The sequence below is a fragment of the Nakamurella deserti genome, assembly GCF_003260015.1.
In the GTDB taxonomy this organism is placed as follows: Bacteria; Actinomycetota; Actinomycetes; order Mycobacteriales; family Nakamurellaceae; genus Nakamurella; species Nakamurella deserti.
On record NZ_QCXS01000002.1, the window covers coordinates 1367567 to 1379465 of the forward strand.

Consider the following 11899-nt stretch of genomic DNA (forward strand, 5'->3'; position numbering starts at 1 on the left):
AGGTCCCCTCGTCGCCCTGACGTCTGCACGTCAGCCGACCACGACCGCCTGCGTGAGGTAGGCCATCGCGTGCCGGCCCACGCGGGCCAGCACCAGGGTCCGCTCGACGTTCCGCGGCCCGGTGAGCGCCTTGCGAAGCCGGAGCCGCAACTCGTCGGGGATCACCGGCAGCCCCCGCACCTTGATCTCCACCGTCCCGGCACCGGCGGCTCGCAGCCAGTCGGCCACCGTCCGCTCCTTGAACGGAGCCGACTCCAGCACCCGGAAGGCCCGCCCGACCGGAGGGGGCACGTCCCCGGTCAGGTAGGCCAGGTGCGGGTCGAGCTGGCCGAGGCCGTGCCGGAACCCGTACTGGCGCACCAGGTGCGACCGTACGACGGCCGGATCGGGGTCGACCAGCCACCGCCCCACCGGGCCGACCGGGATCTCGTCCGGGTCCAGGTCGGTCAGCTGCACCGCCGGTCCGGTCGAGCTCAGGACGGTCGCCCGGCGCCCGACCCGGGCCAGGGCCGGCGGCCACAGCACCGCCTCCCGCGCCGATCCGTCCAGCGACACGATCTCCACCTCGCCCGGACGGGCCAGCGCGTCGTAGTCCACGCCCGGCGGCACCCGCAGCACCGGCGGCCGGCCGGGCCAGGCCCGGTCGAGCGCGTCCAGGCTCGGAACCGTCGCCGCGGACAGGATCCGGCGCCCGCTGCCGTCGCGACGCGCCGGATCGGCGTAGGGCTGCATGCCTGACGAGATCGGCTGCAGCGCGTCGGCTCTCACGACGACCGGCCCGACGTTGTGCCGGGCCATCCGGACCCGGACGGGGTCGAGGTCCGATCCCAGGACGCGGCTCCCGGCGTCGACCAGGGCCGCGAGGTCGGCCCCGATCGAACAGGTGACGTCGTGGACGGCCACCCCGGCCAACCGGCCGGCGCGGTGCACGGCGACCGGCCACGGTGTGGCCTGCTGCAGCGCCTCGTCGGTCAGCCACCAGCCGGCCGCACGCCCACCGAGTTTGGGCACCGCGCGGCGGCGCAACGTGAGCGTCTCGACCGCGGCGGCCGCATGGTCTCCGACCCGGCGGCGGGCGACGTCGAGGTCGCGCAGCGTGCTGTCCGGGCGCAGCGTCAGCGACGGCGCCAGCGCGGCGAGGTCGTCCTCGCCGGCGGCCAGGAAATCCAGGTCCGCGGCGCTGAACCGGAAGCTCACGCGCCGGTGAACCCGGCCTTGCCCGGTCCGGACTCGATGAACGACCGCATCCCCGACCGCTGGTCGGCGGTGCCGAACAGGCTGCTGAACACCTGGGCCTCCAACCGGAGTCCGCTGGCGAGGTCCATCTCGGTCCCGGCGTCCACCGCGTACTTGGCCGCCCCCAGCGCCACGGTCGGTCCGGCGGCGAGCTCCCGCGCCCAGCTCAGGGCGGTCTCGTACACCTCGGCGGCGGGCACCGAGCGCGACGCCAGCCCGATCCGCACCGCCTCGTCGCCGTGCACGGGCCGTCCCCCGAAGATGAGCTCCTTGGCGCGGGTCACCCCGACCAGGCGGGGCAGCCGCTGGGTGCCGCCACCGCCGGGGACGACGCCCAGGGTGATCTCGGGGAGCCCGATCAGCGCGTCCTCACCCATGACCCGGAAGTCGGCGGCCAGTGCGAGCTCGCAGCCGCCGCCCAGGGCGTAACGGCTGATCGCGGCGATGACCGGCTTCGGGATGCGGGCGACCGCGTCGATCGCCTCGATGAGACCCCTGCCGTAGGTGGTGATCTCGGCGGACGACTGCTCCGCCATCTCCTTGATGTCGGCACCGGCGGCGAACGCCCGCTCACCGCCGTACACCACGACCGCGCGGATCGCCGGGTCAGCGGCAGCCGCTTCGGCGGCCGCCCGCAGCGGGGCGTGCATGGCGGCGTTGATCGCGTTCACCGGCGGCCGGTCCAACCGGATGATCCCGACCGCACCGTCGGTCTCCAGCCGCACCAGCGGCGCGGTGGGCTCAGGCATGGGCGAAGTAGCGCCCGCGGCGCTGGGAGACGGTCAGCGGCAGGCCGAACGTGGCGGTCAGCGCCTCGTCGGTGAGGGTCGACGCGATCGGCCCGGCGGTGACCACCCGGCCCTCCCGCAGCAGCAGCAGGTGGGTGAACGCCGAGGGGATCTCCTCGACGTGGTGGGTCACCAGAACGGTCGTCGGCGCGGCCGGGTCGTTGGCCAGTACGTCGAGGCGGGCCAGCAGATCCTCCCGGCCACCCAGGTCCAGGCCGGCCGCCGGTTCGTCCAGGAGCAGCAGTTCGGGGTCGGTCATCAGCGCCCGGGCCGCGAGCGCGCGTTTGCGTTCACCCTCGGACAACGTGCCGTACTGACGCGCACTCAGGGTCGACATGCCCATCGCCTCCAGCAACTCGTCGGCGCGCGCGAAGTCGAGTTCGTCGTAGGTCTCCCGCCAGCGGCCGACCTGGCCGTAGCCGGCGGACACCACGACGTCGCGCACGGTCTCCTCGGGTGGCATCCGGGCGGCCAGCGCGGCCGAGGAGATGCCGATGGACGGCCGGATCTCGGCCAGGTTGACCGCACCGAGCCGGGCGCCCAGCACGTGGGCCCGGCCCGAGGTCGGGTGCAGCTGAGCGGCGGCGATCTGCAACAGGGTCGTCTTGCCCGCCCCGTTGGGACCCAGCACCACCCACCGCTGGTCGACGCCGACGTCGAGGCTGACCCGGTCGAGCAGCAGGGTGTTCCCCCTCCGCACGGTGACCTCGTTGAGGTGGACGACCGATTCCGGTCCGGGCTGGATGCTCACTGCGCTGGCGCTCACGCACAGCATTGTCCCGTACGGCGGGCGTCCCGGAGCGGCAGGACCCGCTTCCGGCCGGTCGCGACACCCCCGGAGGGAGGGTCCTGCGCGGTCGCGCCGCCCGGCCGCCCCCGGCGGGGCGTCCGGGACCGGCCGGATCGGCGAGAATCGGCGGATGTTCTCCGACGTCGTGCCGTCGCCGCCCGCGGCCCCCATCCCCGGCGCCGGGCGGCCCTTCCCGCTCGGCGCCACCCCCACGGCCGGGGGCACCCACTTCTCGGTGGTGTCCGACCGCGCCACCGCCGTCGACCTGTGCCTGGTCGACCCCGACGGCACCGAACGTCGGGTCCGGCTGCCGCAGCGCACCTACGGGGCCTGGCACGGATTCGTCCCCGGGGTGGCACCCGGTCAGCGGTACGGCTACCGGGTGCACGGCGTCGACCCGTCGAAGCTGCTGCTGGACCCCTACGCCCGACAGGTCGACCGCACCGCCTACGACCTCGACGTCGTCCGCACGCAAGGCGCCGACAGCGCCGGTCACGCGCCCCTCGGCGTCGTCACTCCACCGCCGCCGCGCCCGCGCCCCGGACCGGGCGTGTCGTGGGAGGACACCGTGTTCTACGAGGCCCACGTGAAGGGACTCACGCAGCTGCACCCCGAGGTGCCCCCGGAACTGCGCGGCACCTACGCGGGCGTCGCCCACCCCGCGGTGATCGCACACCTGCAGGCGCTGCAGGTCACCGCGGTGGAGTTGCTGCCGGTGCACGCCACCGCCACCGAACCCGGACTGCTGGCCACCGGTCGGGCCAACTACTGGGGCTACTCGACGCTGTCGTACTTCGCGGTGCACCCCGGGTACGCCGCCGAGCCGGGTGCCGAGCTCGCCGAGTTCGCCGCGATGGTCGACGCCCTGCACGCCGCGGGCATCGAGGTCGTCCTCGACGTCGTCTACAACCACACCACCGAGGGCGGCGTCGACATCCCGATCTGGCTGTCCCAGCGCGGCCTGGACCGGGACGCCTACTACCTCACCGACGGGCACGACATCACCGGCACCGGCAACACGGTGCAGTGCGGGTCGCTGGCCACGGTGCGGATGGTCTGCGACTCCCTGCGGTACTTCGCCGAGGAGCTGCAGGTCGACGGCTTCCGATTCGACCTCGCCTCGGTCCTGGGCCGGCCCAGCGGCGGCCCCTTCGACCCCAACGCGCCGCTGCTGGCGGCCATCGCCGCCGACCCGGTGCTGTCGACCCGCAAGCTGATCGCCGAGCCGTGGGACGCTACCGGCGAGGGCTACGCGGTGGGCCGCTTCGGGCCGTCCTGGGCGGAGTGGAACGACCGCTTCCGCGACACTGTCCGCGACTTCTGGCGCGGCGTCGGCGGCATCCAGGACCTCGGCTACCGGTTGTCCGGCTCGTCGGACCTCTACGGCCAGCTCCGGCGGCCCTGGGCCTCGGTCAATTTCGTCACCGCCCACGACGGCTTCACCCTGCGCGACGCCGTGTCCTACTCGCACAAACACAACCTCGCCAACGGCGAGGACGGCCGGGACGGCACCGACAACAACCGCAGCGCCAACTACGGCACCGAGGGCGAGACGACGGACCCGGCGATCCGGGCGATGCGCACCCGGCAGGCCCGCAACATCGCGGCCACCCTGCTGCTGTCGACGGGGACTCCGCTGATCACCCAGGGCGACGAGATGTGGCGCACCCAGCGGGGCAACAACAACGCCTACTGCCAGGACAACGACATCTCCTGGGTCGACTGGACGGAGTCCGAGGACAGCCGGGACATGCTGGCCTTCTTCCGCCGCACCCTCGGCATCCGACGCGCGACACCGGCGCTGCACCAGGGCGAGTTCTTCGAGGGGCGCGCCGCGTCCGGCGCCGACAGCACCCCGGACCTGATGTGGTTCAACACCGACGGCCTGCCGATGTCCATCTCGGACTGGTTCGACTCCTACCGCAGCACCGTGCAGATGTGGATCGACGGCGACGCCGCGACCGGTGCGGACGGCACCCCTGGGCCGGCGTCATCCTGGCTGCTGGTGCTGCACGCCGGCTGGGACAGCACCGACATCACGCTGCCCGGACCCCCGTACGGCTCGACCTACGTCCCGGTGCTGGACACCGACACGCCGACCGGCGAACCCGCCGACGTCACCCCGCTGCCGTCCGGCACCCCGATGACCATCAGGGGCCGGACGTGCTGGCTGCTGCGCACCGAGCCGACCCGGTGAGCCCGCGTCACTCCTCGCGGGGCGTCGGGCGGTTGCCGTCGCGCTCGGCGAACCGGGCCAGCATCGCGTTGTAGGCCGTCAGGTCGGAGTCCTCGTCCAGCTCCGCCCGGCGGTCGGTGCGTCGCGCCTCCCGCTCGTCGCCCTTGGACCACTGGGCGAGCAGCGAGATGATCACCACGACCAGTGGGATCTCCGAACCGCCCCAGGCGATACCGCCACCGACGTGCTGGTCGGTCAGCAGCGAGTCGACCCACGGCAGTCCGAGCGACTGGAAGTACGACTGCCCCAGCACCGTCCGGGTGTTCATCAGAGCCAGGCCGAAGAAGGCGTGGAACGGGAGCGCGCCCAGCAGCATCGCCAGCTTGGTCAGCGGGGTCAGCCGCCGCGGCGCCGGATCGACGCCGATGATGACCCAGTAGTAGAGGTAGCCGACCATCAGGAAGTGCACGTTCATGACCAGGTGCCCGGTGTGGGACGAGATCATCGAGTCGAACAGGGACGTGAAGTACACGGCGTAGAAGCTGCCGATGAACAGCGGGAACACGACCAGCGGATGCGTCAGCACCTGCAGCCAGCGGGCGTGCATCACGCCGACGATGCCCTCGCGCAGACCGGGGACGCCGTCGCCGCGGGACGCCGGCAGGGCCCGCAGCGCGAGGGTCGTCGGGGCGCCGAGGACGAACAGGATCGGCGCCAGCATGCCGAGCAGCATGTGGGCCATCATGTGGAAGCTGAACTGGGCGTCGGCGTACACCGCCAGCCCACTGGACGTGGCGATCAGCATGACCAGGCAGCCCGCGAACCAGGCCACCGCCCGTACCCGCGGCCATGCGGTGCCGCGCCGGTGCAGCCGCACCAGTCCCCAGGCGTACAGGGCGGCGAGGACGAGCGCGGCGGTCCCGAGGATCAGGTCGAACCGGCCGCCGAGGACCAGCGTCGCGAACGACGGCCGCTGAGACAGGTCGTACCCGAGGACCAGCGCGGTGTCGGTGGGCACCACGGGCAGCGGCGCCGGCGGCGCGGTACGGCCCAGCGCCACGGCGACACCGATGGTGGCGGCCATCACCCCGATCTCGAAGACGGCCAGTCTCAGCAGTGGCCGGCGGTCACCGTTCTGCAGGCCGACGACCGAGCGCCGGCGCTGCAGGTACCCGAAACCCCCGAGCGCGACCAGCAGCACGGCCTTGAGCACCACGAGCCGGCCGTAGTCGGTGGTCGCGAGGTCCGACAGCCGCGGCACCCGGATCAGGGCGTTGCCGATGCCGGACACCGCGACCAGCACGAAGGCCACCAGCGCGACCACCGAGTAGCGGCGGGCGATCAGCGGCAGGTGGTCGGCCCGTTGCCGGACGAGCCCGAGGAACGCGACCAGCCCGCCGACCCAGACACTGATGCCGGCCAGGTGGTAGATCATCGTGTCGGTCGCGAAGTCGTGGTCGCTGCTGGCGGCGGCGTGCCCGGCCAGCGCGATCGGCAGCATCGCGACGGCGGCGAGGACCAGCACCGGCGCGGCGGTCGCGGGCCGCAGCACCACCCGGGCGAGCACCGCCACCAGGGCGGCGAGCAGCGCCGTGATCAACGGGGCGCGCACGGTGTCGATGGTGGACACGGCCCTGGTGAGCTCGTCCGCGCCGAGCGACGACAGCAGCGGCTGCCCGACCACCGACGCGTAGGTCAGCGGCACCAGCGCCAGGGCGGCGACCGCCCAGACCATCGCGGCCAGGGAGGCCGCCTGGGCGCTGCGGTAGCCGCCGGTGTCGAAGCGGCCGCCGACCGCGGGCGGGGCGAAGAAGACCGCGGCGATCAGCCAGCCCACGGTCACCGCACCCGCGAAGTCGACGATCCCCTTGACCGCGGGCAACGTCAGCGCGACGAACTCGGTGGTGCTGCGTCCGGCCAGCTGCAGCACGGTGCTCGCCGGCAGCGCGGCCGACAGGCCGACGGCGACGCAGACGCCGATCAGGCCGGCGGCGAGGACGACCCCGGTGACGCTCCAGCCGACGGGGGCGGGACGGTCGGGGGCGGCGGAACCGTCCACGCCGCCGGGGGAAAGCTGCTGGTCGGACACGATGCGAGTTTACAAGCGCCGCAGGCCGGGCGGCCGGGCCGCGGGCCGGTGGAGCGGCCGCTGTGGCGGGGTGCACACCCCGGCGGTGGCCTGACTCGCCGGCGGCCACCGGCGTACGGCCGGACCGGCGCCGACTCCGGCGGCCGCGGATGCGCCGGACGCTCTCGTCCGGACCCACCGGGCCGCGGTCGGGCCCGGGGGCCGGTCAGACCCCCTTGAGCAGATCCTCGAACGAGTCGCCGAGTGCCCACGGGTCCTTGACCGTCCGGCCGGCCCGGGTCATCTCGGCGGCCAGCTCGCCGGCGGCCCGTTCGATGCGGCCCGGCAGCTCGGAGGCGGTGCTCCCCCAGTCCTCGGAAGCGGCGAACACGGTGGTGCTCAACGGGCGGGCGCGCAGATAGCTGAACAGCGGCCGTACCGCGTAGTCCAGGGCCAACGAGTGCCGCGGCGTGCCGCCGGTCGCCGCGAGCAGGACCGGTTGCCCGGTGAGCGCCGTGGGGTCGAGCACGTCCACGAACGACTTGAACAGGCCGCTGTAGCTGGTGGTGAAGATGGGCGTGACGGCGATGAGACCGTCGGCGGCGGTGACGGCGTCGATCGCGGCGGCCAGCTCGGGGGCGGCGAAGCCGGTGAGCAGGTTGTCGGTGATCGCGTGCGCGTGGTCACGCAGCTCGACGACGGTGACCTCGGCGGTGATGCCGTCCTCGGCGAGCCGGCGGACGGTCGCCTGGGTGAGCCGGTCGGCCAGCAACCGGGTGGACGAGGGCTGTCCGAGCCCGGCGGTGACGACGGCGAGATGGCGGGTGTTCATGGCTGGTCCCTCGTGCGGGCGGGTGGTGCGGGATCCGGGGATGGCACCGCGCTCTCGCAGTGCCACCCCCGGGGTTCGGGGGGCGCCGGACGACCGGCGCCGGGTCAGACCAGCGCGGGCTGCTGGTCGGCGGCCTTGGCGGCGACGCGGGCGGCGTGGGTCGGACCGTCCGGGACGTGCGCGGGCTTCAGCGCCGCGAACTCGCGGCGCAGCACCGGGACGACCTCCTCGCCCAGGATGTCCAGCTGCTCCAGCACCGTCTTCAACGGCAGACCGGCGTGGTCCATCAGGAACAGCTGCCGCTGGTAGTCGCCGAAGGTCTCCCGGAAGGTCAACGTCTTGTCGATGACCTGCTGCGGGCTGCCGACGGTGAGCGGGGTCTGATCGGTGAAGTCCTCCAGCGACGGCCCGTGTCCGTAGACCGGGGCGTTGTCGAAGTACGGCCGGAACTCCTTCACCGCGTCCTGCGAGTTCTTCCGCATGAACACCTGGCCGCCGAGGCCGACGTAGGCCTGGTCGGCGGTGCCGTGTCCGTAGTGCTCGTAGCGCTCGCGGTACAGCTGGATGAGCCGGGCGAAGTGCGACCTGGGCCAGAAGATGTTGTTGGCGAAGAACCCGTCGCCGTAGTACGCGGCCTGCTCGGCGATCTCCGGCGTCCGGATCGAACCGTGCCAGACGAACGGGGCGACGCCGTCCAGCGGACGCGGGGTGGCGGTGAAGCCCTGCAGCGGCGTGCGGAACTTCCCCGACCAGTCGACGACGTCCTCGTGCCACAACCGGTGCAGCAGCGCGTAGTTCTCGAAGGCGAGGTTGACTCCCTGACGGATGTCCTTGCCGAACCACGGGTACACCGGGCCGGTGTTGCCGCGGCCCATCATCAGATCGACCCGGCCGTCGGCGATGTGCTGCAGCAACGCGAAGTCCTCGGCGATCTTGACCGGGTCGTTGGTCGTGATCAGGGTCGTCGCGGTGGACAGGATGAGCTTCTCGGTCCGGGCGGCGACGTAGCCGAGCAGCGTCGTCGGGGACGACACGACGAACGGCTCGTTGTGGTGCTCGCCGGTGGCGAAGACGTCGAGACCGACCTCTTCCGTCTTCTGCGCGATGGTCAGCATCGCCTTCAGCCGCTCGTGCTCCGTCGGTGTGGTGCCGGTCGTCGGATCGGTGGTGACGTCGCCGACGCTGAAGATGCCGAATTGCATTATCGCTCCCCTGGAGGATTTCCATGCGTCTGCATGGACATTGTCGTCAACAGGCTACCCGGCGACTTTGTTCCCGGGGCCGTTGCGACGAGGCGGGCGGTCGGGATCACCACGTCGGGCGGCGGGCGGGCGGGAACGCCACGTCGGGCGGCGGGCGTCCACTAGAGTCGCTCCCGCCGAACCGGCGCACCGGGCACGGGTCAGGGAGGGTCATGGCTGTCACCATGGCCGATGTGGCGCGGGCTGCGGGAGTCTCGACCAAGACGGTGTCCAACGCCCTCAGCGGCTCGCCCTCGGTCCGCCCGGAGACCCGGCAGCGCGTGCTCGACACCGCCGAACAGCTCCAGTACGTGATGAACCGGTCCGCCAGCAGCCTGCGGTCGGGCAGGACCGGGATCATCGGCCTCGTCCTGCCCGATCTGCGCAACGGTTACTTCTCGGAGCTGGCCGACGCCGTGATGGAGGCGGCCGAGCGTCGCGGCCGCGTGGTGATGATCCGCCAGACCCGCAACACCCGCGAGCGCGAGATCGCATCCCTCGCCTCTGCGGCGGCATCGTCGGACGGCCTGCTGGTCAACGCGGTCGCCCTGGACGACGACGACCACGACTTGCTGACCGCCGCCGGGCCGGTGGTGCTGCTCGGCGACCAGATGCACGCGTCACCGGTCGACCACGTCACGATGCACAACACCGCCGCCGCGACCGCGATGACCCGGCACCTGCTCGACACCGGACGCCGGCGGATCGCGGTCCTCGGCGCCTCACCGCAGGCCAACGAGGGCTCGTCCGGTCTGCGGATGGCCGGGTACCGGCAGGCCCACGCCGAGGTCGGACTCCCGATCGACGAGTCGCTGATCGTCGACGTCCGGCTCTGGCACCGCTCCGACGGCGCCGAGGGACTGCGCCGACTGATCAGCCGCGGTGGCGAGTTCGACGCGGTGTTCGCGCTCAACGACATGATGGCGTTCGGGGCGGTCCGGGTGCTGCAGGAGCGCGGGTTCCGGATCCCCGATGACGTGCCCGTGGCGGGCTTCGACGATCTCGAGGAGACCCGGTTCACCTTCCCGCCGCTGACCACCGTCGACCCGGGGCTGCCGCAGATCGCCGATCTGGCCGTCGAACTGCTCGTCCGCCGGATCGAGGGCCGCGGGCAGGTACCGCGGCGCTACTTCGCCGATTTCCGGTTGGTCGAGCGGGACTCCACCCGCGTCCGAACGGCCGGTCGTCGCCCGCCGACCGGGACGGCAGCGGCTCCGTGACGCCGGCGTGGTGCCCCCGGTAGGAATCGAACCTACGACCGCCGGATTAGAAGTCCAGTGCTCTATCCAACTGAGCTACGGAGGCGCGCCGCAGAGTCTAGCCCGGCGGCGCGGGCCCCGGCGGAACCGCGATCAGACGCTGTCGTCGAGGTCCACCGGCGGGTCGGCGTCCCCCGCCCCCTCCGAGTCCTCGAACTCGTCAGGCACGTCGTTGCTCCACAGGCCGGGCTTCGGGCCCGAGCTGCGGCCCGCCTGCCAGGCGACGATGTCCAGCGCGCGCAGCGTCGTGATGACCGGGTTGGTGGCCATCGCCACGACCTCGGCGAGGTAGTCGGCCTCGCGTCGGAGATCCTCGATCATCGCCGCGCCCAGCAGCGGCATGAACTCGCTCCACGCCCGGCGCACGTCACGGGTGATCGGCGCGCCCGGCGCACCGCGGTAGCAGTGGTCGACGTGGCGGTCGTACAACGGCACGAACGCCGGCCGCTTGCGGTGCATCACCTTGGCCAGCACGGCACCCGACAGGTGCGGCCGCCGCCGGGTGCCGTCGAGCACCTCGAACAGCTCGCCGAGCAGGGCCAGCTCGTCGGGCCCGCTGTCGATGAGCCGGGCGTCCGGCGGCACCTTGGTCAACCAGGACTCGAGCTGCGGCCGCAGGTCCGTCAGGGCGTAGAAGGTCTTCACCGACACGGGCACGTTCAGCAGTACCGGCGTCAGCTGGTCGCCGTCGCCGACCCGGAAGCGGCCCGCGCCTCCGTCGAAGGCGTCGTAGGCGGGATATCCGAAACGGTGCCCCTGCGCGGCGAGGTACTGCGCCGCCGCCGACCGCGCGCGGGCGCGGTCGATGTCGACCCCGCCGATCCGGATGGATTCCCCACCGCTGGTGCTGACGCTCTCGGCCACGATGTCTCCGTCTGTCGATCCAGCAGGTCCCGGTTGCGCCCGGTGGTCGGGCGGCCGGCACAAAGCCTAGGAAATCCCTCGTACGGCCCTTGCAGGGGGTCTGTTAGTACTCACGGTGATCGGGGCATCTGAATCGATGTGGTCGCACCCGGCCACATCCGCCGGTCGGAGCAGTCTCCGTACCGTCAGAAAGGACAGGACCATGATCGGTCTCATCATCAGTCTCCTCATCGTGGGCCTCATCGCCGGTGCGGTCGCCCGTCTGCTCGTCCCCGGCAAGCAGAACATCTCGATCCCGATGACCATCCTGTTGGGCATCATCGGATCCTTCGTCGGAGGCTTCCTCGGCTACCTGATCTTCCACAAGGACGGCCAGGACGGCTTCTTCCAGCCGTCGGGCATCATCGGCTCGATCATCGGCGCGGTCATCGTCCTGCTGCTGTGGATCAAGTTCGGCAGCAAGTCCCGCGTGGGACGCTGACCCAGGTCGACACCCCGCGTCACGTCGTCGTCATCGGCGCTTCGTAGGATGTGAGTCGCGCGGCCACCCGGCCGCCCCGGCCTGCAGACACCAGAAGGCAGTGCCCCCGCAGCGTTCTGCGGGGGCACTGCTCGTTTCTGTTCAACAGCGCAGCCACTCCGCGC

10 protein-coding genes and 1 tRNA gene are annotated in these 11899 nt (G+C 72.3%); 3 read left to right on the plus strand and 8 right to left on the minus strand.

What is annotated here, in order from left to right; genetic code table 11:
• Positions 1 to 30: 30 nt before the first annotated feature.
• The 3 genes from DB033_RS21640 to DB033_RS06260 are packed head-to-tail and all read right to left on the minus strand — an operon-like array spanning position 31 to position 2799.
• Complete coding sequence (locus DB033_RS21640; protein ID WP_111765919.1) at positions 31 to 1197, minus strand: THUMP-like domain-containing protein; 1167 nt, start codon at positions 1195 to 1197, stop codon at positions 31 to 33.
• On the minus strand, positions 1194 to 1985 hold the full coding sequence (locus DB033_RS06255; protein WP_111765920.1) for an enoyl-CoA hydratase/isomerase family protein: 792 nt from the start codon (positions 1983 to 1985) through the stop codon (positions 1194 to 1196). Before DB033_RS06255 ends, DB033_RS21640 begins: the two co-directional genes overlap by 4 nt.
• The gene (locus DB033_RS06260) at positions 1978 to 2799 is read right to left on the minus strand and encodes an ABC transporter ATP-binding protein (RefSeq protein WP_111765921.1); all 822 of its coding nucleotides are present in this window, start codon (positions 2797 to 2799) and stop codon (positions 1978 to 1980) included. The genes DB033_RS06255 and DB033_RS06260 overlap by 8 nt, the downstream gene beginning before the upstream one ends.
• A gap of 145 nt (positions 2800 to 2944) precedes the next feature.
• Here DB033_RS06260 and glgX point away from each other — a divergent pair, with 145 nt between their 5' ends.
• Positions 2945 to 5011, plus strand: coding sequence for a glycogen debranching protein GlgX (glgX, locus tag DB033_RS06265; protein ID WP_111765922.1), 2067 nt, complete (start codon positions 2945 to 2947; stop codon positions 5009 to 5011).
• A 7-nt stretch (positions 5012 to 5018) separates the two neighbouring features.
• Here glgX and DB033_RS06270 read toward each other — a convergent pair whose 3' ends face one another.
• From DB033_RS06270 to DB033_RS06280, 3 genes are all read right to left on the minus strand, one after another.
• Positions 5019 to 7079, minus strand: coding sequence for a bifunctional copper resistance protein CopD/cytochrome c oxidase assembly protein (locus DB033_RS06270; protein WP_205843679.1), 2061 nt, complete (start codon positions 7077 to 7079; stop codon positions 5019 to 5021).
• A gap of 205 nt (positions 7080 to 7284) precedes the next feature.
• Positions 7285 to 7890 carry an FMN reductase gene (locus DB033_RS06275; protein WP_111765924.1) on the minus strand — a complete coding sequence of 202 codons (606 nt, stop codon included), beginning with the start codon at positions 7888 to 7890 and terminating at the stop codon, positions 7285 to 7287.
• Positions 7891 to 7994: 104 nt separating this feature from the next.
• Positions 7995 to 9092 (minus strand): LLM class flavin-dependent oxidoreductase, encoded by a 1098-nt coding sequence (locus tag DB033_RS06280; RefSeq protein WP_111765925.1) that lies wholly within the window; start codon positions 9090 to 9092, stop codon positions 7995 to 7997.
• Between the two features lie 212 nt (positions 9093 to 9304).
• Between DB033_RS06280 and DB033_RS06285 the strand changes: the two genes are divergently transcribed.
• Positions 9305 to 10351, plus strand: coding sequence for a LacI family DNA-binding transcriptional regulator (locus tag DB033_RS06285; protein ID WP_111765926.1), 1047 nt, complete (start codon positions 9305 to 9307; stop codon positions 10349 to 10351).
• An 8-nt stretch (positions 10352 to 10359) separates the two neighbouring features.
• Here the strand turns inward: DB033_RS06285 and DB033_RS06290 are convergent.
• Together DB033_RS06290 and DB033_RS06295 are read right to left on the minus strand one after the other, a co-directional pair.
• Positions 10360 to 10436, minus strand: a tRNA-Arg gene (locus DB033_RS06290).
• 47 nt (positions 10437 to 10483) lie between these two features.
• A complete protein-coding gene (locus DB033_RS06295; RefSeq protein ID WP_111765927.1) occupies positions 10484 to 11254 on the minus strand; it encodes a DUF6308 family protein in 771 nt (256 codons plus the stop codon).
• A 202-nt stretch (positions 11255 to 11456) separates the two neighbouring features.
• Here DB033_RS06295 and DB033_RS06300 point away from each other — a divergent pair, with 202 nt between their 5' ends.
• Positions 11457 to 11735, plus strand: coding sequence for a GlsB/YeaQ/YmgE family stress response membrane protein (locus tag DB033_RS06300; protein WP_111765928.1), 279 nt, complete (start codon positions 11457 to 11459; stop codon positions 11733 to 11735).
• The last annotated feature ends 164 nt before the right edge of the window (positions 11736 to 11899 follow it).

Coding starts and splice junctions, on each gene's coding strand:
- DB033_RS06255 (WP_111765920.1), bottom strand. CDS start 1,985: ATGCCTGAGCCCACCGCGCCGCTGGTGCGGCTGGAGACCGACGGTGCG.
- DB033_RS06260 (WP_111765921.1), bottom strand. CDS start 2,799: ATGCTGTGCGTGAGCGCCAGCGCAGTGAGCATCCAGCCCGGACCGGAA.
- glgX (WP_111765922.1), top strand. CDS start 2,945: ATGTTCTCCGACGTCGTGCCGTCGCCGCCCGCGGCCCCCATCCCCGGC.
- DB033_RS06275 (WP_111765924.1), bottom strand. CDS start 7,890: ATGAACACCCGCCATCTCGCCGTCGTCACCGCCGGGCTCGGACAGCCC.
- DB033_RS06280 (WP_111765925.1), bottom strand. CDS start 9,092: ATGCAATTCGGCATCTTCAGCGTCGGCGACGTCACCACCGATCCGACG.
- DB033_RS06285 (WP_111765926.1), top strand. CDS start 9,305: ATGGCTGTCACCATGGCCGATGTGGCGCGGGCTGCGGGAGTCTCGACC.
- DB033_RS06300 (WP_111765928.1), top strand. CDS start 11,457: ATGATCGGTCTCATCATCAGTCTCCTCATCGTGGGCCTCATCGCCGGT.